The organism is Bacillus vallismortis (assembly GCF_004116955.1).
GTDB classification, from domain to species: Bacteria; Bacillota; Bacilli; order Bacillales; family Bacillaceae; genus Bacillus; species Bacillus vallismortis.
The window spans coordinates 2801559-2822380 of record NZ_CP026362.1 but is presented as its reverse complement, the minus strand read 5'-3'; the positions used below and the strand labels follow the sequence as shown (position 1 = coordinate 2822380).

Here is a 20822-nt window from a genome sequence, read left to right as displayed (position 1 = left end):
GATGCAAATCGATAAATTACGCGGCAAAGAGCTGGACCAGTTATTCAACTCGATCTTATCACTGAAAGACCTGGAGGAATGTTACCGGTTCTTCGATGATCTTTGCACAATTAACGAAATTCAATCGCTGGCTCAGCGCCTTGAAGTGGCGCGCATGCTTCGCGAAGGAAACACGTACCATAAAATTGAAACAGAAACAGGCGCTTCGACGGCTACGATATCCCGTGTGAAACGCTGCTTAAATTACGGCAATGACGCCTATGAATTGGCGCTTGACCGTGTGAAGGAGACGGAAACAGAGTCTCCGTCAAAATAACAAAAAACCGCCCTGCCGTTTGGCATGGGCGGTTTCTTTATGAAACAAATTGGTAGATCAGTTTGTCGATCTCGACGGCGCTGCCATCCTCTTTTCGGTAAACAACATGCTCCTTGGAAAAGCGGACCGGCGAATTGATGCCCGCTGCGGCTGCGAGGTTAAACAGCCCCTCGCGCAATGAAATGACGTAGTTGCAGACACGATGCTGTTTTTCCTCAACGCTCAGTGCTTTTTGCAGTTTTGGATCTGTTGTCGCCACACCTGCCGGACATGTGTTGGTGTGGCAGACGAGGGCGCGGATGCAGCCCACGGAAAACATCATGCCACGGGCAATGTTGACAAAATCAGCGCCGAGGGCTAAAGCGACCGCTATTTTGTCAGGAGTCAGGAGCTTTCCGGAAGCAAAGATTTTCAACTGGCTGCGCAAGCCGTACTGTCTAAGCAGCGTATCAACGATAGGGAGTGCTGTCATAATCGGAAGGCCGACTGTGTCAGCAAGCTCATAAAAGGAAGCGCCAGTACCGCCTTCACTCCCGTCTATCGTGATAAAATCCGGATGCTGTCCGCTTTTCTGCATATAGGAGAAAAGCTCGTGCAATTCGCCAGGATGGCCTGCGACAATTTTGATTCCGACTGGCTTTTGGCCAACATCTCTAAGTTTCTCAATAAAGTTGAGCATTTCGGGAGTGCTTGAAAATTCATAAAAGCGGTTCGGGCTATCAATCGATTTTCCCGGTTCGACATTCCGGATGTCTGCCACTTCCTCTGATACCTTGGCACCATCCACATGGCCGCCGCGGGTTTTCGCTCCTTGCGCCAGCTTTAGCTCAAACGCTTTAATTTGGTCAAGCCTGCTTTTTCTTTTAAACTCCTCCCATGAAAATTGACCGTTTCTTTTGCGCACGCCAAAAAGGCCCGGCCCGATTTGGCAAATGATATCGGGGCCGCCCTTTAAGTGATACTCCGATAATCCCCCTTCACCGGTATTCATCCATGTGCCGCCTGCTTGATGAAGCCCTTTTGAGAGCGCCGTTATCGCCCGTTCTCCAAGAGAACCGTAGCTCATGGCGGACTGCCCGACTAATCCCTTCACATAAAAAGGCTTCTCGCATGTATGCGCGCCGATCACCTGCACATCATCAGGGTGGAGATAATATGGATCGGCCTTGATTTGTTCGGGGTGTTCCTTGCGTTTGAACAGATTGTCAGCATCCAGTTTATAGATATGGGTTTCAATTTTAGGCGTTTGGTTTACATGCATTTCTTCTTTTAATGTTGGAAACAGAGCGTTACGGATATAAAAACCCGGTTTATCAAAATCTCTTACAGATCCAAAGCCCATCATTCTGCTTTTGTATTTGCCCGAGATGACGGTTTGCTCATATTCCTTTCGTGAAAAAGGCTGCTCCTCATTGTCGTTGCTGTATAAATACTGCCTGAGCTCCGGCCCGATTTTTTCAAGGATATATCGAAACCTTCCAATGACGGGATAGTTGCGGAGAATTGAATGCTCCTCCTGTCTTTCATCTCTTATATAAATCCATATAAACAAAACGATGGGGATCGCCATAATCCCGATAATAAATGCGATGAGTGCGATCATGATGGATTCCACCTGCATAAGCCTCCCTTTTTTTATGTAATCTTTTCCACAGTTGAACACTTTCCAAACAATAACAGAAGGGGATCGCAAGCCTAGATTTGAAGCCATAAAAGGCTTTCTGGGGCTCTCTTTTTTGACGAAAAAAGAATCAAAACACCTTTTTCAGTGAATAACGAGATTAACGGCTTTTTCCGTTTTTCCGCGCTATGTGAATTTGTTATAATGTTTAAATGGTAACAAACGAATGGAGGAACATATGACGTGTACGATGTAACGGAGTGGAAGCATGTCTTTAAACTCGATCCAAATAAAGATTTGCCTGATGAACAGCTGGAGATTCTTTGTGAGTCAGGAACGGATGCGGTCATTATCGGAGGAAGCGATGGTGTGACTGAAGATAATGTCCTTCGGATGATGTCCAAGGTGAGACGGTTTTTGGTGCCCTGTGTCCTTGAGGTGTCAGCGATTGAAGCGATCGTTCCCGGCTTTGACTTATATTTTATTCCGAGTGTATTAAACAGCAAAAACGCGGACTGGATTGTCGGAATGCACCAGAAGGCCATGAAGGAATACGGAGAACTGATGTCTATGGAAGAAATAGTGGCGGAGGGGTATTGCATCGCAAATCCGGATTGCAAAGCGGCCGCTTTGACTGAAGCGGATGCCGATCTGGGTGTTGACGATATTGTCGCTTATGCGCGTGTGTCTGAGCTGCTGCAGCTTCCCATATTTTATTTGGAATACAGCGGCGTGCTTGGAGACATAGAAGCCGTGAAGAAAACGAAGGCTGTATTGGAAACGTCCACCTTGTTTTACGGCGGCGGCATCAAGGACGCGGAAACGGCAAAGCAGTATGCAGAGCACGCGGACGTGGTTGTTGTTGGCAATGCAGTTTATGAAGATTTTGACCGGGCGTTGAAAACAGTAGCGGCTGTGAAAGGCGAGTAGTAAATTGTACGGATTTGGTTTATGATAGAACATATGTTTTGTATAGGCGGGTGAACGAATTTTGAATTACATTAGCAATCAATTATTAAGCGGACTAAACCCTGTTCAGCAGGAAGCTGTCAAAACAACGGACGGGCCCCTCTTGCTGATGGCGGGAGCGGGAAGCGGAAAGACGCGTGTCCTGACACATAGAATCGCTTATTTAATGGCGGAAAAGCATGTGGCGCCGTGGAATATTTTGGCAATCACATTTACAAATAAAGCGGCACGAGAAATGAAGGAACGTGTGGAAAGCATTCTCGGACCGGGCGCGGACGATATCTGGATTTCCACTTTCCACAGCATGTGCGTGCGGATTTTGCGCAGAGACATCGACCGGATCGGGATCAACCGCAATTTCTCCATCCTTGATACGGCGGACCAGCTTTCGGTCATCAAGGGGATTTTGAAGGAGCGCAATCTTGATCCGAAGAAGTTTGACCCAAGAAGCATCCTTGGCACGATCAGCGGTGCGAAAAACGAATTGACCGAACCGGAGGAATTCTCAAAAGTTGCCGGCGGTTATTACGATCAGGTGGTCAGCGACGTATATGCTGACTATCAGAAAAAGCTTTTGAAAAACCAGTCACTCGATTTCGATGATTTAATTATGACGACGATTAAACTGTTTGACCGTGTGCCGGAAGTGCTTGAATTTTATCAGCGAAAATTCCAATACATCCACGTTGATGAGTATCAGGATACGAACAGAGCCCAATACATGCTCGTAAAGCAGCTTGCGGAGCGTTTTCAGAACCTTTGTGTGGTCGGGGACTCTGACCAGTCGATTTACAGATGGCGCGGCGCGGATATCACCAACATCCTTTCGTTTGAAAAAGATTATCCGAACGCAAGCGTGATTTTGCTTGAACAAAACTACCGGTCAACAAAACGGATTCTGAGCGCGGCTAATGAGGTCATCAAAAACAACTCGAACCGAAAACCGAAAAATCTGTGGACGGAAAACGATGATGGCGTCAAAATTTCTTACTACCGCGGAGATAACGAGTTCGGCGAAGGACAGTTTGTAGCCGGTAAAATTTATCAGCTTCACAGCTCAGGCAAGCGGAAGCTGTCGGATATCGCCATTTTGTACCGGACAAACGCTCAGTCCCGTGTAATTGAGGAAACGCTTCTTAAAGCGGGCTTGAACTATAACATTGTCGGCGGCACAAAGTTCTATGACAGAAAAGAAATTAAAGACATTCTCGCGTACCTGCGCCTCGTATCCAATCCGGATGACGATATCAGTTTCACGCGTATTGTCAATGTGCCAAAGCGCGGAGTCGGCGCGACATCACTTGAAAAAATCGCTTCGTATGCGGCGATGAACGGCTTGTCCTTTTTCCAAGCGATTCAGCAGGTTGATTTTATCGGCGTTAGCGCCAAGGCGGCCAACGCGCTCGACAGCTTCAGGCAGATGATTGAGAACCTGACCAATATGCAGGACTACTTGTCCATTACAGAGCTGACAGAAGAAATTCTTGATAAGACGGAATACAGAGAAATGCTGAAGGCTGAGAAATCAATCGAAGCCCAAAGCCGTTTAGAAAACATCGACGAGTTCCTGTCTGTCACGAAAAACTTTGAACAGAAGAGCGAAGACAAGACACTCGTTGCGTTTCTGACAGACTTGGCCCTGATAGCAGATATCGATCAGCTTGACCAGAAGGAGGAAGAGTCGGGCGGCAAGGATGCGATCACGCTGATGACACTCCACGCCGCAAAAGGACTGGAGTTTCCGGTTGTTTTCTTGATGGGGCTTGAAGAAGGCGTCTTCCCGCACAGCCGTTCTCTCATGGAAGAAGCGGAAATGGAGGAAGAGCGCCGTCTTGCTTACGTTGGGATTACAAGGGCGGAGCAGGAGCTTTATCTGACCAACGCCAAAATGCGCACCTTGTTTGGCCGAACAAATATGAATCCGGAATCTCGCTTTATTGCTGAAATACCGGATGATTTATTGGAAAACCTAAATGAGAAAAAAGAAACGAGAGCGCCGTCTGCGAGAAAAATGCAGCCGAGACGCGGCCCTGTTTCACGTCCGGTATCCTACGCCAGCAAAACAGGCGGAGACACTTTAAACTGGGCTGTTGGAGATAAGGCCGGCCATAAAAAATGGGGAACAGGAACTGTCGTTAGTGTGAAAGGCGAAGGAGAAGGGACGGAGCTGGATATTGCCTTCCCGAGCCCTGTCGGTGTAAAACGCCTGTTAGCGGCATTCGCTCCTATTGAAAAGCAGTAATTGAAGAGGAAAGGAAGAAGCAGATGGACAAAGAAACAGCGAAGCAGCGTGCAGAAGAACTGCGCCGCACCATCAACAAGTATAGCTATGAATATTACACCTTAGATGAACCGAGCGTCCCTGATGCCGAATATGACAGATTGATGCAGGAGCTGATTGCGATCGAGGAGGAGCATCCAGCTCTCAGAACGCCTGACTCTCCTACGCAGCGTGTCGGCGGAGCCGTGCTTGAAGCGTTTCAGAAAGTCACTCACGGCACGCCGATGCTCAGTTTGGGCAACGCCTTTAATGCCGATGATCTCCGTGATTTCGACCGCCGCGTGCGCCAGGCTGTCGGTGACGATGTGGCGTATAATGTGGAGCTGAAAATAGACGGTCTTGCTGTTTCTCTCCGTTATGAAGACGGCTATTTTGTCAGAGGAGCCACAAGAGGTGACGGCACGACAGGAGAGGACATTACGGAGAATCTAAAGACGATCCGCAATATTCCGCTCAAAATGAAACGTGATTTGTCCATCGAAGTGCGCGGCGAGGCGTATATGCCAAAGCCTTCGTTTGAAGCGCTCAATGAGGAACGGATCAAAAACGAAGAAGAACCGTTTGCCAATCCGCGAAATGCCGCCGCGGGATCACTCAGACAGCTCGATCCGAAAATTGCGGCGAAACGAAACCTCGATATCTTCGTCTACAGTATAGCGGAGCTTGACGAAATTGGAGTGGGGACGCAAAGCCAGGGACTAGATTTTCTCGATGAAATCGGATTTAAGACGAATCAGGAACGAAAAAAGTGCGGCAGCATAGAAGAAGTCATAGCGCTGATCGATGAGTTTCAGGCTAAGCGCGCTGACCTCCCGTATGAAATTGACGGCATCGTGATTAAGGTAGATTCTCTTGACCAGCAGGAGGAGCTCGGTTTTACGGCGAAAAGCCCGCGCTGGGCCATCGCGTATAAGTTTCCTGCTGAAGAGGTCGTGACAAAGCTTCTCGATATCGAATTAAATGTTGGCAGAACCGGTGTCATTACGCCGACCGCGGTTCTCGAGCCGGTAAAAGTTGCCGGCACAACGGTCTCAAGAGCATCCCTTCATAACGAAGATTTAATTAAAGAGAAGGACATTCGAATCTTGGATAAGGTCGTTGTCAAAAAAGCGGGCGATATCATTCCGGAAGTCGTGAACGTCCTTGTTGAACAGCGCACGGGAGAGGAAAAGGAATTCAGCATGCCGACGGAATGTCCTGAATGCGGGAGCGAACTCGTCCGCATCGAAGGAGAAGTGGCGCTTCGCTGCATTAATCCTGAATGCCCGGCGCAAATCCGGGAAGGGTTGATCCATTTTGTTTCCCGCAATGCCATGAACATTGACGGGCTCGGCGAACGAGTCATCACACAGCTGTTTGAGGAGAATCTTGTCCGCAATGTGGCGGATTTGTATAAGCTGACGAAGGAACAGGTCATCCAGCTCGAACGAATGGGAGAAAAGTCCACTGAAAACCTGATCAGCTCCATCCAAAAATCAAAGGAAAACTCGTTAGAGCGCTTGCTATTCGGACTCGGCATCCGCTTTATCGGTTCAAAGGCCGCAAAGACGCTCGCCATGCATTTTGAAAGTCTGGAGAATCTGAAAAAAGCCTCTTTAGAGGAGCTTCTTGCGATCGACGAAATCGGTGAAAAAATGGCTGACGCGGTCATCACTTATTTTCATAAAGAAGAAATGCTCGATCTCTTGAATGAACTACAGGAGCTGGGCGTCAATACACTCTACAAAGGCCCGAAAAAAGTAAAAGCAGAAGAAAGCGATTCTTACTTTGCCGGTAAAACAATTGTCCTGACAGGAAAACTGGAAGAACTGTCTAGAAACGAAGCCAAAGCGCAAATTGAAGCGCTCGGCGGAAAGCTGACTGGAAGCGTCAGCAAAAACACAGACTTGGTCATCGCCGGAGAAGCGGCTGGAAGCAAGCTGACAAAAGCGCAAGAGCTGGACATCGAAGTGTGGAATGAAGAACAGTTAATCGGAGAGCTAAAGAAATAAGAGGAGTGTTTTCTATTGAAAAAGACGTTGGCAATGGCGGCAACGGCGGCAGTGTTAATGCTGTCTGCCTGCTCGTCAGGTTTTGGGGGGGAGAAGGAGGAAGAGATCACGCAAAAGACGGCGAAATCGTCAGAAAAAGCGATTGTCCCGAAATATAACATCTCTGATTCCTATTACAAAATGGTGCTGCCATTTAAGGCGGGAAAAGCGCGCGGCTTGACGACGGAACAGCTGAATACAAGATTGGATATTGATGAGTTTGAAACAGGGCTGATGCGTCTTGCCCAAGAATCTTTCTCGACTGAAGATTATCTGTTCCAAGAAGGGCAATATTTAGATGAAGATACTGTATTAAGCTGGCTTGCACGGAAAAAAACAGGTTCTGATCTAAAAAAAGCCCAAAAAAAGGATGAAAACTTCAAAAATGAAGGCTTGAACCCAGCGCTTCCAAGCTCCGGTTCAACAGAAGAGCAAAACGAAAGCAGCCCGGTTTATTTAGCATCCATGCTGGAGCACGATTATTTAGTCAGAAAAGACAAAAACTCCATTCAGCTTGGCGGCGTGATGATCGGACTGGCGTTGAACTCTGTGTATTACTATCGTGAAAAAACAGGCGACCCTCAAAAAGAGGTGGAGATTAAGGACAGCACGCTCCGCAAACAGGGAGAAAAAATCGCACAGGAGGTCATTAAGCGTCTCCGTCAAAAAGATAACCTGAAGAATGTGCCAATCACCATCGCGCTTTACAAGCAGGCGTCAAAAACATCGATTGTGCCGGGGAACTTTTTAGCCAAAACAGAAGTCAAAGCAGGCTCCGCGGATATCTCAAATTGGGATGACATCAATGAAACTTATGTTTTCTATCCGGCGGATACAACCACAGCAGAAAAATACCCGGATGACACCGAGGTCTTTAAGCGGTTCAAAAATTCAATCGAAGAGTATTTCCCGAACTACACAGGCGTTGTAGGGACAGCGTTGTATGAAAATAATGAAATGACGAAAATGAAGATCGACATTCCAATGCAATTCTATGGAAAAAGTGAAGTCGTCGCGTTTACCCAGTTTTTAACGGGTGAAGTGATGGATTACTACGCTAAGAGCTCACTTAATCTCGAAGTGAATATCACGTCTTCCGATGGACAGGAAGCGGTCATTATCCGCAATGCAGGAGATAAAGAGCCGACTGTTCACATTTATGACTAATATTGGAGCACCCCTTGTGCCGCTGCGGCGCAGGGGTTTTTTGCGTTTTTTTGAAGGTTAAGTAGCATTGGAGAGGGTGTTTATTTGTGTTATGATGTTCTAAAAATAGAAAAGGGTTGAAAATATGAAAAATAAATCCTTTTATTTCATATGGGCGGGCCAGTCAATTGCCAATTTAGGAGATTCTTTATACGTGCTGGTACTGACCCTGTTTACATATCAAGTCACAGACTCGGCCTTTTTGGCTTCGCTGGTAGCTATGATGCAGTTTGTGGGTCAGTCATTAAGCGCAGTATTTATACCGGTTTTTATTCATAAATACAGATTAAAGCACATTTTGATTTTTTTACAGTTAACGCAAACCATTCTGTTATCTTTGTTGCTTCTCATATTTATGATCCATATTAAATCTATTTTGATTTTTTTCTTTATCGTATTTTTAATGTCGCTGTTAGATGGAGGAACTATTCCGGTCAGAAATTCAATGATTCCCCGTTTTGTTCCAAAATCCATGTTGTTGAAAGCAAACAGCCTGGTGCTGACCTCTGATCAAATCGTGCTCCTACTCGGATGGCTGCTCGGCGGTATTTTGATCAAATGGCTCGGGCCCCAATTGCTTCTATTGTTGACTTTTGCGCTTTATGGCATCTCTACAGTATCTTTATTTTTTGTCAAGGATGCGGGAAAAGGAGATGCCGAAAAGGAAGAAAACGAGTCTATTGTGGATAAAATTTCCTCCGGGTGGAAAGCAATTTATCAAATGCCTGTTATCAGAATGCTGACTGTTCTTGAGCTTTTATCCATGTTCGGCAGAAGTATTTGGACAGGTGCCATTATCCTTGTTTATGTCGATGTAGTGCTGCATCAAAACGAAACATGGTGGGGGTTTATTAACGCAAGCTATTTCGCCGGCACCATTACAGGCGGTTTAATCGTTTGGAAACTTTCAAAAATAATGAATGGAAAACTGTTCTCGATGATTTTATGGACATCACTTGCCATCGGCGCTTGCACACTATGCCTTGCGCTTAACAAGTATGCGTTGGCATCGCTGCTTTTTGTCTTTATTTTAGGACCTTCATTTCAGCTCCGGGGAATTGCGATCAGAACTTATGTGCAGGAGAGCATAAACGAAACTTTGCTTCCGAAAATACTGTCCGCTCAGCATACAGTAAGTACATTTGTATACGGCGCCTCGATCTTAATTATGAGCAGCCTTACTGATTGGCTGGGTGTTCAATATGTATTTTTCTTGAATTTTATTATATTTACTGTTTCAGCGCTTTTATCTTTAAAACTAAAAAATGAACAAATATAGACAATGTTTTATAAATATTTACAAATTATTTGTTGTGTGTTTAAATTGGTGATGTAAAATACTACTTGTAAAGAGGTGGATATGTTGAATGGTAACTTGAATTTATTTCCTCTTTCTCATCATCAAAAAAGGATATTAAATATCGAAAATTTATACCCAGAAACAGCTATTAATCATATTGGCGGCCTTATCCAAATCAATGGAAAACTTCATCTTGAGACCTTAAAAAAAGCCATTCAGCATTGTATCAGACAGACAGAGTCCCTCAGAATACGGCTCATGAAGCAGGAAGATTCAGTTCTTCAATACATAGACGAAATAGCGCAGGCACGTGTGCCATCAGTCGATTTTACTTCAACAGACCATCCATATGATAGAATGCTAGATTGGGCCGAACAGGAATTTAAAATACCTTTCTCTTTATATAATGGCGCACTTGTTCAATTTTATGTTTTCCAAACAGATGAAGCAACCTGCGGGTATTTAATCAAATGCCATCATATTATTGCCGACGGCTGGTCTATGAAAATCATCATTGATAAGATTAAGGATCTGTACATGCTTCTGGCAAATGGAGAACTGCCTGAAGAAGAAGGCGGTGACGACTATTCGATTCTCATAGAAAAAGAGAAAAAATACCTTTCTTCGCCACGATATAAAAAAGATGCCGCATTTTGGAAAGAGGAATTTTCTCATCTGCCAGACAGCTTCTTGTCAAAAAGTTCAGCGAACATTGCTGGAAAACGCAAACGATTTAAACTTGACCAAGAACATTCTGCTGCTGTTTATGAATTTATTCAAAAGCAAGGCTCTTCGTTAAACGCATTGTTTACCGCATCGCTGTTTTGGTATTTGAGCAAAGCAACGGGAGAGAATGATTTCATTATCGGCACGCCGGTCCTAAACAGGTCTGGAAAGAAGGAAAAAAGCACGGCGGGTATGACTGTCAGTACGATGCCGTTCAGAAAGAAAACAGACCTAGACCAACGTTTTTCAGACTTTTTACAAGAAGTCAATTCAGACTACCTAAAATACTTTCTCCACCAACGGTACCCCTATGACGAACTGATAAAGGAATTGCAGCTGGCAAAACAGGGATACGACCAGCTCTTCCAAATGTATATCAATTCATACAACACCGATCTTGCTTCTGATATAGATGGATGCCATGTCGAATATGATGAATTATATAACGGATCACAGCCTTATTCCCTTCAAATTGCGGTTAAAGAATGGGACGAAGGCGGAGCAATTGAATTGCAGTTCGACTACAAGGTTGCGGATTACAGCGAAGCGGAAATTCAGCAATTGAAAGACCGTTTACTCCGCCTGGTTTTATTGCTTATCGAGGATCCAGACATTCAATTCAGACATTTGACTATTTTAACTGAACAAGAAAAAAGGGACGAGATATGTAAGTGGAATCAGACGCAGGCCGACTATCCGAAAGAGCAGACAATCAACCAATTAATTCAAGCAACAGCCTTGCAGCATCCGTTTCGCACAGCGATAGAGGATGGCGAGAGACATGTTTCTTATCAAGAACTGGATGAACGCTCGAACCAAATTGCTCGCTGCCTTATACATAAAGGAATAAGCCGCGGTGATTTTGTCGCCGTGAGCATGAAACACTCACCGGAGTTGATTGCTGTTTTACTGGGCATTTTAAAAGCAGGCGGCGCTTATGTGCCGATCGACCCCGAGTATCCCGCGGAAAGAATCAAGTATATATTAGAAAATAGTGAAGCGGCGTTTTTTATTACAGACCCTCTTTTTAAAATAGACTGCCGTTTGCCAAGGCACGTAAAACCAATCAGTATTGACTGCACCAAGTTTAATGATTTAGATACGGGACAGTTAGACATCAGGAACGATCCTTCCGACATCGCATATATGATTTACACTTCTGGATCAACAGGGCAGCCGAAGGGCGTGATGATTGAACATCAAAGCCTTGTGAACTACATTACATCAGCCTCTCAGAATTATACTTCTTCCCAAGAGGACAGCTTTGCGCTGTACTCATCCATAGCTTTTGATTTAACCGTTACATCCATTTACACCCCATTAGTGACAGGAAATAAGATTATCATTTACAGACAAGAAGATATTCCGGAATTTATACTTCATCAAATCGTAAAAGAAATGAAAACGGCTGTCATCAAGCTGACACCAGCACATTTAGCGTTGCTGAAAGATGCAAACTTAAAAGATTCCTCTATAAAAAGAATGATCGTTGGCGGAGAGCAGCTGTCTGTTTCTTTAGCACACCAAATAACAGAAGCATCAGATCAACGCATCGAGATCTTTAATGAATACGGGCCGACAGAAGCGACTGTTGGGTGTATGATCCACAAATATGACAGAGAACAGGATCAGCAAGCTTCGGTTCCAATTGGGGTTCCGTTGCAGAATACAGAAATTTATTTATTAGATGAACAGCTGCAGCCGGTATTGCCGGGAACTCAAGGTGAAATGTATATATCAGGCGATAATGTCGCCAGAGGATATTGGAAGCGTCCGGATTTGCAAACCGAGCGTTTTCTAGATAATCCTTTCATAAATAACAGAAAAATGTATAAGACAGGCGATCTGGCGAAAAGAACAAATAATGGATTGCTTGAATATGCAGGGCGTAAAGACCATCAAATCAAATTGAAAGGCTACCGTATAGAACTGGGAGAAATTGAATTAGCCCTGCTTTCTCTCGAGGAAATAGAAGAAGCAGTGGTCATTGATTTTGGTGATTCACAGGGCAGAAAGCAATTGGCGGCATATGTAGTGAGCTCTGCACCTACGCCAGTGCTGGAGCTTAGGAAAAAGCTTTCTGGCAAACTGCCCGTTTTTATGGTTCCGGCCTACTTTATCAAGATGGATTATATTCCGCTTACGCAAAATGGAAAAACAGACAAGGAAGCGCTTCCTGATCCTTTACTGTATCAAGAACAGATAGATTATGGATTGTTAAATGATGAGCAGAAGGAAATAGAGGCGGTTCTTTTGGAAACCGCTAAGGAGATTCTTGGCCAGACTGATATTTGCCCAGAGGATCATTTTTATCAGCTTGGCGGAGATTCTATCAAAGCCATTCAATTCGTTTCGAAAATGAAAGAAAAAGGTCTTTTTATCAAGACTCAGGATATTATGACATATCCCGTATTTAGAGAACTTGTCAGTGCTGTGACTAGCAAACAATCGCCTGCAATTTCTCAACAACAAGCAGAAGGCAGAGTGTTGGGCACGCCGATTACCCAATGGTTCTGGTCCTTGGATTTAAAGTGCGCTCATTTCTGGCATCAATCGGTTATGCTAACTGCTGAAAAAGAGGTTCATCTTGAAGATGTAAAGGCGGTTCTGTCTTTTTTAATCAATCATCACGACAGCTTGCGAATGAATGTAGAAAAAGAAACGAATACCTTGGTCTATCACAATACAAATATCGAACCTTATATTGAATACCATGATTTGTCTAATCTTTCCGAGGAAGAGCAAACCAAACAAATAGCGGTGATCGGGCAAGAAATGAGAGAAAGCACGGGCTTATACAATGGAGTGCTTTTTAAAACCGGTGTGATCAAAGCAAACGAAAAAACGCATTTGTTATTTACGGCCCATCACCTGATCGCGGACGGTGTATCATGGCAAATCCTGATTGATGATTTTCTTGCTCTCTTACATTCAATAGATAAGAAGGAAGAGATGAGACTCCCTTTAAAGACACATTCTTATCAGGAATTTTCAAATTCGATCAATGAATACGCTTATTCGCGTGAGGCGGAAGAAGAATGCAGCTATTGGAATGAAAAAGTGAAAAAGATTGAGCCGCTCTATGGGATTTGTCCGGAAAATTCCAAAGTTGAAAATAGCATAAAACTGAAACGGTCTTTGAGCAGCCAGATGACTCAAAAACTGCTCAGTGAAGCAAATGAGGCGTATCAAACCCAAACAAATGATTTGCTTATCACTGCGTTAATCCGGGCTTGCCATCATTGCACAGGCAAGGAGATTATTTCTGTGGAATTGGAAGGTCACGGAAGAGAGCCATTAAAGGAAGACTTAGATTTTTCAAGGACGTTCGGCTGGTTTACAGCAATGTATCCCGCCGTGTTTCAGGCAGAGGCTGATCTGCCGGCGCAAATCCGTTCAGTGAAAGAAAACCTGCGGAATATTCCCAATAAGGGTATTGGCTACGGCGCACTCACCTATTTGAGTAAACGAATGCCGGATCACAGGAATCCTGAGCTGCGCTTTAATTATCTGGGAGAAGTTGACCTTTTTTTAGCAGACAAATCAGAATACCGCATGACTTATTTAAATTCAGGCGCAGAGTCATCACCTGAAAATGATCTGACAGTCAGTCTTGATTTGACTGCGGGAATCTATGACGGACAGTTAACGTTGGATTTAATCTTCAGCGATCTTTATCAGACAAAGGATATGGAACAGCTTTTAGATGAATTTTTTGTACAGCTGAAGGAGCTGACTGAACATTGCTGTAAAAAAGAGTCTGTCGAATATACGCCATCAGATTTCGAAACCGCCTCATTATCTATAGAAGAATTGGATTCCTTGTTCAAATGATGAGAAACGTATGGCTGATTTTATGTCTTTGTATCCTGTCAATTCAAATCTGGGGTGGCGGACAGGCAAGCGCCCAGACGCCAGCTGATAAGCGCATTGACGCTCTGATCGAAAAGCAGATGAAGGAAAGCGGAATACCGGGGATCGCAGTGACAGTGGTAAAAGGAAATGATGTGGTATACGAAAAGGGGTTTGGTTATGCCGGCGAAAGGCATAGCCGCCCTGTAACCGCCTCGACATTGTTTGAGATGGGCTCAACCTCTAAAGCGTTTACTGCACTGGGTGTACTTAAGCTTGTACATTCGGGGGCAATCAGTCTAAATGACCCTGTCAGCCGGTATATCAGCGGATTTTATGCAGTTTACAACGGAAAGAAAACAGATATCACAATTCAACAGTTGCTGCATCATACAAGCGGAATTCCTTTTTTATCGATAGCGGATATCAAAGTTGATTCAAAGGAAGATGCTTTGGAGAAAACGGCGAAGGGATTAAAGGGAGTTGAACTTAGTCATAAGCCGGGAAGCACATTTGAATATGCCACAATCAATTATGATGTGCTGGGATATATCATTGAACAGGCATCAGGACAGCCGTACGAGCAATATATGGCTGAGCACGTTTTTAAGCAGGTAGATATGTCAAACACGTATGCTGGGCGGCACGCTGGACATGCTGGCGATGTCTCATCAGGTTTTAAAATTGGATTTTTAAAAGCCAGAGCCTATAAAGCGCCTGAGTATAGGGGGAACACGCCTGCCGGATATATTATCACGAACGCAGAGGATGTATCCAAATGGCTTCGATATCAGCTGAATCACAGCGACGGTGATATAGGCCGCTTGATTGAGCAAAGCCACCTGCCTGATAAAAGCGTAAAAGCCGAAGAGCCGGGTGTGTATTATGGTGCGGGATGGTCAATTTTTGAAAAAAAGGGCAGAGTCAAAGAAGTGTTCCATGCCGGCTCCAACCCCAACTTTTCTTCGTTTATTATCGTCAGCTCTGACGATAATGCGGCTGTAGGGGTTTTGGCTAATATGAACAGCGCGTATCCTGAGAAAATCGCTCGTTCTGTTATACAGGTAATAACCGATCAAAGCCAAGAGCAGGACGGTTCTGTCACTGATCCGTTTCAGGTCATTGATAAAGCTGCGGCTGCCATGCTCGTTTTATTCAGTTTATTGCTTATTGTTCTGCTGTGGAGAATTTATATTTTTCTAAAAGGTGTAAAATCGAAAAATGTTCCCGCTCAGCAGGGAACAGGAATAAAGGCGCTGCTTTGGGTGATTTTGCTGGCAGCCGGAATAGTGGCGCCTAAGCTCATTTCAATCTTCGCCTTTAATGGCTTGCCTTGGAGCATGATATTTATTTGGGGACCCGGTTCTCTTCTTTATTTGGCGGCGGTATATTATATGCTGCTCCTTGCCTCCTGTATATTCGGTTTAACCGCTTGTTTTTTCAATCACCGTGCCGCAAGAAGGAGTGAGACGCATGAAATGTGAAACATCCATCCCTGGTATTCAGCCGTTTAACGACCTATTTTATCGCAGCTGTTTTTTTAACTGTTATTTTTCAGTGGTTCGCTCGTTTCAGCAAGAAATCTATCCTTATCTTTTAAATGACATATATTCGTATCAATTGGATGAAGACGGTTATCCAATGATTGATCGGACTGAAGTTTATGATCCTGAGTATGTCATGAATCAGCAGGGAATAAGCGCGGATAAGCAATCGGTGAGCAGCAGTCTCATAGATGATGTGAAACGGGATGTTCTTAAAAATAAACCTGTCATCATTTGGTTGGATACATATGCGCAGCCCTATAGACAGGAATATATGTCTAAGCATAGCCGGAACTGCATACTGATTTATGGCTTTCATGACGTAGATCAGACTGTCCTTGCCATTGAAAACCGTTATCCCGATAACTTGTCATATGAAGCCAGAAATATTTCATATCATCATTTGGCCAAAGCCTATCAAGGCTTTCACAGTTATTTTCAGCCTCCTGCCGCTTTTCATTCTTATGCCTCCTTTTCCTATGATCCGGATAGGGATCGCTCAAGACAAATCATTTTCAAGGATGCGGCTGCCTTCTTTGTTCATAACATCACCGAGCATATAGATCGGATGTTATCTGGTTTGGCGTCCTTCAGCCGGTTTACTGAGCAATTTCATAGCATAAGAGACAGCGAAAAGCTCCTTCATTCATTTAATGAAATTTTAAATGTAAAAAAAACAGAGCAATACCGCCTCGCATTTCTTCCGGCGTTTGAACAGCTTGCCGCTGTGACGTCTGACATTATTGATGAGTGGGAAGCAGCGCGGCATCTGGCGGCTAAGCTTTATTTTTCGGGAGGATCTTCTTCTGGTTATGAAGATCGAATCAAAGATTCACTGAAAAAAGTGCTGGAACTTGAAGCAGCCCATATTGAATGCCTGAAGGATATTGGTAAAGAGGAGAGGGTCAAATGATCAAATTATTCTGTCTGCCGTATGCCGGGGGTTCGAGCACCATCTTCAGCGGGTGGAAAAGATATCTTGATGCATCAGTTAAACTGGTGGCCTTAGAGCTTCCGGGACATGGAACGAGAATGTCTGAGCCATTGCTGAGTCATGCAGGGTCCGTGACGGAAGATCTTTTTGAGCAAGCAAAGTCCCATTTGGATGATTCGGATTATGCCATTTTTGGACACAGCATGGGATCGCTGCTTGCATACGAATTGCAAAAGAAATTAACCATGGAAAATAAACAGCCGATCCATATGTTTTTTTCCGGGCGTTTCCCGCCTCATATTCCGGAAAAGAAAGTGCTTCATCAGCTTTCAGATTCCGCTTTAAAACAAGCGATTATTGAGATGGGGGGTGTACCCGAAGAATTCAGCAAAAATGAGCATATGCTTGACTTTTTCCTTCCTATTTTAAGAGCTGACTTTGAGTTGCTGGAAACATTCAGGAATACAGCTGTTGCTCCTTTATCCTGCGATATTTCGGTTTTTTACGGAAAACGTGATCTGCCGTCAGTGCTGTTTGATTTATCTGATTGGAATCAGTACACCGGTCAGACATGCAGATTTTACGAATTTGAAGGAGATCATTTTTTCATTAATCAGAAGACAGAAGAAGTGACAGCTAAAATCAATCATATTTTGAATCAGACAGGAGTGGTGTGAAATGGATTTCAGAACTGCCGGTGTTATCGGAGGGGGCGTCATGGGGGCCGATATGGCTCTTGATTTATCTGCGAATGGGTATCAAGTGATTTTGCTGGATATCAGTGATGAAAAACTGAAAGCCGCAGAGGAAAATATTAAAAAGACATTCAGGCTTGTTCAACTGATGCGTAAAGAAAAATTCAGCATGTCACTGGAAGATGTGCTTGATAACATTCAATTCACGACTGAGCCGCACAATGTGGAGCCGGCTGATATCATCATTGAAAACGTAACAGAAGATTGGGAGATCAAAAGACAAGTGTATTTACAATTAAAGGATATCTGCCGAGAAGATGCCATCTATCTTGTAAATACAAGCTGTATCTCAATTACGAAGGTCGGTTCACTGATGCATCGCCCTGAAAAGGTAATTGGAGCCCATTTTATGAATCCTGTTCCTCTGAAAGAACTTGTAGAGGTGATTCGGGGCGATGCCACCTCTGACGAGACTGTCGATGCAACCGTCGAGTTTTTGAAATCTTTCGACAAAAATCCTGTCGTTGTTCATGATTTGCCTGGCTTTGTGTCAAATCGTGTGTTAATGCTGACCATTAATGAAAGCATTTGGACGGTTCAAGATCAAGTGGCGACACCAGCCAATGTGGATAAAATCTTCCGCGGCGGGTTCGGGCATAAAATGGGTCCTCTCGCGACTGCGGATTTAATTGGTCTTGATACGATCCTTAACTCCTTGCTGGTACTATATGAAAGCTACAAAGATTCAAAGTTCAGGCCATGTCCGCTGCTCGTGAAAATGGTAGACGCAGGAAAGTTAGGGAGAAAGTCAGGACAAGGATTCTTTCGATACAGTTAAAGGAGGAGCAGACCATTGAAAAAGGGAGTTAAGTGTGTTGTCTGGGATTTAGATCATACGCTATGGGAGGGTATTCTGCTTGAATCTGATGATGTAAAGCTGAATGACAACATCAAGGAAATTTTGGCTGAGCTTGATGAACGCGGCATATTGCTGTCTGTCGCAAGCAGAAATGACGAAGCTGCTGCTATGGAAAAATTAAAGGAATTTGGAATTGACCATTTCTTTTTATATCCGGAAATCAGCTGGAATGCCAAATCGGTTTCTTTGGAAAAAATCAGCAAAAACCTCAATATCCATAAGGATACGATTCTCTTTATTGACGACCAAGCGTTTGAGAGGGAAGAAGTGCAAAATGCCCATCCGGAGATCACGTGCTGGGATGCCGTTCGGTATAAGGATCTAATCGTCGATCCTTTGCTGAAGCCTGCATTCATAACGGAGGATGCCAAAAGGCGCCGGGAGATGTATCTGGAGGATGACCGCAGAAAAGAGGACGAAGAGCAGTTTGAAGGACCATCCGAACAATTTCTTGCCACTCTGAATATGAAGTTTACGATCAGCCATGCGCAAGAAAGCGACTTACAGCGGGCAGAAGAGCTTACGGTGCGTACAAACCAGCTGAATGCAAGCGGAAAAACATACGATTATCAGGAATTAAATTATTTCCGAGAGTCAGACTCTCATATGCTGCTGGTCTGCGAGCTTGAGGACAAGTACGGCTCTTATGGAAAGATCGGACTCTCCTTAATAGAAGAAAAGAGAGATGAATGGCATATTAATCTTCTTTTAATGTCATGCCGGGTTATGTCCCGCGGTGTCGGTACGATTTTACTGACAGCTATTTTAAATGAAGCGAAACAAAAAGGGAAAAAACTGTTTGCTGATTTTAAACAAACAGATCGGAACAGAGTCATGTATATCACATATAAATTTGCCAATTTCAAAGAACATACGAAGGGCCCTGACGGCTTCATTTTATTTGAAAATGACCTGAGCCGGATTCAGCCGTATCCTGCGTATGTCGAGGTCAAAACGGAATTCAGCCAATCACCTGTTGCAAGAAGCTGAAATTAATCTAAATAGCGGGGAGAGCAAATAGATGAATCTTCATGAACAAATTAGAGAATATATTGAACAAAATTTGGTGGTCTTTGACGATGAAATCGAATTAACCAATGATGATCACATTTTTGAAATGGGATTTGTGAATTCTTTATTTGCGATGAAGCTTGTCACATTTCTTGAGCAAAACTTTGGGTTCCAACTTGATAACGAAGATTTAGATATTGCTAACTTTAGCACAGTAAACCGAATCGTCAGCCTAATTGAAAAGAAACAGAACGGAGCGCTTGCTAATGAAAACAGCTGAGGTGAAAGCCGACATCATTCAAGATTTCCGGGGGTATTGTGACGAAAAAATCAGACCTTTTGCAGGCGAGTTTGATGAGAAGGAATGCATCCCGGCAGAATTAATAAAAGAGTTAGGGAGCAAATCTTATTTTGCTGCGGGTATTCCGGAGGTCTATCACGGACTGGGATTGAACCCTGTCGAGTACGGTTTGTTTACTGAACAAGCAGGTAAAGCGTGCTGTAATATTCGAACCCTTTTGACTGTGAATTCGTTAGTCGGTGAATCTCTGCTGCGGTACGGTACTGAGCGCCAAAAAGAAGAATGGCTTGTCCCCATCGGAAAAGGAGAGAAAATCGGAGCGTTTGCATTGTCTGAACCAAACATTGGTTCAGACGCAAACCACATTGAAACATCGTATACAAAAAACGGAAGCTGCTATGTCATCAGCGGCAGAAAAAAATGGATTTCCTTTGGCGCCATTGCTGACTTTTTTCTGGTTATAGCCCGTGATGGAGAAGTGGTTACAGCCTTTATTGTAGACAGCCGCCAGAGCGGCGTAACGGTAAAAAAAATGGAAGGCATGATGGCCAATAGAGCTTCTTATCTTGCGGAAATAGAGTTTGACAGCGTAGAGGTTTCTGAAGACCAGATATTAGGGCCAATCGGGGGCGGTTTTAGTTACATCGTTAATTTGGCTTTGGATCATGGCAGATACAGTGTGGCATGGGCCGGATTGGCGATTGCACAGGAAGCCGTCGATTCTTTAGTAACATACTCACGGAAGAGAAGCCAATTCGGAGAGAAGCTCTACAAACATCAAATGATTAAAGGAATGATCGGTGATGCCGTAACACAGCTGCATGCAGCCCGCTCGTTATGTATGAAAGCCGGCGAAATGCGGATGAAACAAGATCCAGAGGCCGTGACGGAAACGTCTATCGCGAAATATTTCACTTCAAAGGTTGCTGTTGAGATTACCAATTCAAATGTGCAGATCCATGGAGGAAGCGGCTTCAGCAGAGATCATTCAGCTGCCCGCCTGTACAGAGAAGCCAAAGTATTGGAGATCATTGAAGGGACATCTCAAATTCAGCAGCAAGTTATAGCGAATTATGGATTGAGACGATATTTCGTCAAACATATATAGGCAGAGGAT

The 20822-nt window shown here is 44.2% G+C and carries 15 protein-coding genes; 14 read left to right on the top strand and 1 reads right to left on the bottom strand.

Annotation, left to right across the window (positions count from 1 at the left end; translation table 11 throughout):
- The first annotated feature begins 1 nt into the window (after position 1).
- Positions 2 to 316, top strand: a complete 315-nt coding sequence (locus tag BV11031_RS14925; protein ID WP_010329086.1) for a YerC/YecD family TrpR-related protein — start codon at positions 2 to 4, stop codon at positions 314 to 316.
- Positions 317 to 353: 37 nt separating this feature from the next.
- Here the strand turns inward: BV11031_RS14925 and BV11031_RS14920 are convergent, their stop codons facing one another.
- Positions 354 to 1931, bottom strand: coding sequence for an FMN-binding glutamate synthase family protein (locus BV11031_RS14920; RefSeq protein WP_010329087.1), 1578 nt, complete (start codon positions 1929 to 1931; stop codon positions 354 to 356).
- Between the two features lie 249 nt (positions 1932 to 2180).
- Between BV11031_RS14920 and pcrB the strand changes: the two genes are divergently transcribed.
- From pcrB to BV11031_RS14855, 13 genes are all read left to right on the top strand, one after another.
- A complete protein-coding gene (gene pcrB, locus BV11031_RS14915; RefSeq protein ID WP_010329088.1) occupies positions 2181 to 2867 on the top strand; it encodes a heptaprenylglyceryl phosphate synthase in 687 nt (228 codons plus the stop codon).
- A gap of 61 nt (positions 2868 to 2928) precedes the next feature.
- Complete coding sequence (pcrA, locus tag BV11031_RS14910) at positions 2929 to 5148, top strand: DNA helicase PcrA (RefSeq protein WP_010329089.1); 2220 nt, start codon at positions 2929 to 2931, stop codon at positions 5146 to 5148.
- A gap of 23 nt (positions 5149 to 5171) precedes the next feature.
- Complete coding sequence (gene ligA, locus BV11031_RS14905) at positions 5172 to 7178, top strand: NAD-dependent DNA ligase LigA (RefSeq protein ID WP_010329090.1); 2007 nt, start codon at positions 5172 to 5174, stop codon at positions 7176 to 7178.
- A gap of 15 nt (positions 7179 to 7193) precedes the next feature.
- Positions 7194 to 8384: a CamS family sex pheromone protein gene (locus BV11031_RS14900; RefSeq protein ID WP_010329091.1), complete on the top strand. Its 1191-nt coding sequence runs from the start codon at positions 7194 to 7196 to the stop codon at positions 8382 to 8384.
- Between the two features lie 124 nt (positions 8385 to 8508).
- Positions 8509 to 9702 (top strand): MFS transporter, encoded by a 1194-nt coding sequence (locus BV11031_RS14895; protein WP_010329092.1) that lies wholly within the window; start codon positions 8509 to 8511, stop codon positions 9700 to 9702.
- Positions 9703 to 9783: 81 nt separating this feature from the next.
- A complete protein-coding gene (locus BV11031_RS14890) occupies positions 9784 to 14283 on the top strand; it encodes a non-ribosomal peptide synthetase (protein ID WP_041952550.1) in 4500 nt (1499 codons plus the stop codon).
- Positions 14280 to 15785 (top strand): serine hydrolase domain-containing protein, encoded by a 1506-nt coding sequence (locus BV11031_RS14885; RefSeq protein WP_026014467.1) that lies wholly within the window; start codon positions 14280 to 14282, stop codon positions 15783 to 15785. The genes BV11031_RS14890 and BV11031_RS14885 overlap by 4 nt, the downstream gene beginning before the upstream one ends.
- Entirely contained in the window at positions 15775 to 16758 is a 984-nt protein-coding gene (locus tag BV11031_RS14880; protein ID WP_010329095.1) for a cysteine peptidase family C39 domain-containing protein, read from the top strand. The genes BV11031_RS14885 and BV11031_RS14880 overlap by 11 nt, the downstream gene beginning before the upstream one ends.
- Positions 16755 to 17456 (top strand): thioesterase II family protein, encoded by a 702-nt coding sequence (locus BV11031_RS14875; protein WP_010329096.1) that lies wholly within the window; start codon positions 16755 to 16757, stop codon positions 17454 to 17456. The genes BV11031_RS14880 and BV11031_RS14875 overlap by 4 nt, the downstream gene beginning before the upstream one ends.
- Before the next feature lies 1 nt (position 17457).
- Positions 17458 to 18312, top strand: a complete 855-nt coding sequence (locus BV11031_RS14870) for a 3-hydroxyacyl-CoA dehydrogenase family protein (RefSeq protein WP_010329097.1) — start codon at positions 17458 to 17460, stop codon at positions 18310 to 18312.
- Positions 18313 to 18327: 15 nt separating this feature from the next.
- Positions 18328 to 19383 carry an HAD-IIIC family phosphatase gene (locus BV11031_RS14865; RefSeq protein WP_129550784.1) on the top strand — a complete coding sequence of 352 codons (1056 nt, stop codon included), beginning with the start codon at positions 18328 to 18330 and terminating at the stop codon, positions 19381 to 19383.
- 31 nt (positions 19384 to 19414) lie between these two features.
- Positions 19415 to 19684 (top strand): acyl carrier protein, encoded by a 270-nt coding sequence (locus tag BV11031_RS14860; protein WP_003240117.1) that lies wholly within the window; start codon positions 19415 to 19417, stop codon positions 19682 to 19684.
- Positions 19671 to 20813 (top strand): acyl-CoA dehydrogenase family protein, encoded by a 1143-nt coding sequence (locus tag BV11031_RS14855; protein ID WP_010329098.1) that lies wholly within the window; start codon positions 19671 to 19673, stop codon positions 20811 to 20813. The genes BV11031_RS14860 and BV11031_RS14855 overlap by 14 nt, the downstream gene beginning before the upstream one ends.
- The last annotated feature ends 9 nt before the right edge of the window (positions 20814 to 20822 follow it).

Excerpts from the sequence above, each read along its gene's own strand:
- BV11031_RS14885 (WP_026014467.1), top strand. The coding sequence starts at position 14,280 with ATGATGAGAAACGTATGGCTGATTTTATGTCTTTGTATCCTGTCAATT.
- BV11031_RS14870 (WP_010329097.1), top strand. The coding sequence starts at position 17,458 with ATGGATTTCAGAACTGCCGGTGTTATCGGAGGGGGCGTCATGGGGGCC.
- BV11031_RS14895 (WP_010329092.1), top strand. The coding sequence starts at position 8,509 with ATGAAAAATAAATCCTTTTATTTCATATGGGCGGGCCAGTCAATTGCC.
- ligA (WP_010329090.1), top strand. The coding sequence starts at position 5,172 with ATGGACAAAGAAACAGCGAAGCAGCGTGCAGAAGAACTGCGCCGCACC.
- BV11031_RS14875 (WP_010329096.1), top strand. The coding sequence starts at position 16,755 with ATGATCAAATTATTCTGTCTGCCGTATGCCGGGGGTTCGAGCACCATC.
- BV11031_RS14880 (WP_010329095.1), top strand. The coding sequence starts at position 15,775 with ATGAAATGTGAAACATCCATCCCTGGTATTCAGCCGTTTAACGACCTA.
- BV11031_RS14860 (WP_003240117.1), top strand. The coding sequence starts at position 19,415 with ATGAATCTTCATGAACAAATTAGAGAATATATTGAACAAAATTTGGTG.
- BV11031_RS14890 (WP_041952550.1), top strand. The coding sequence starts at position 9,784 with ATGTTGAATGGTAACTTGAATTTATTTCCTCTTTCTCATCATCAAAAA.
- BV11031_RS14925 (WP_010329086.1), top strand. The coding sequence starts at position 2 with ATGCAAATCGATAAATTACGCGGCAAAGAGCTGGACCAGTTATTCAAC.
- BV11031_RS14855 (WP_010329098.1), top strand. The coding sequence starts at position 19,671 with ATGAAAACAGCTGAGGTGAAAGCCGACATCATTCAAGATTTCCGGGGG.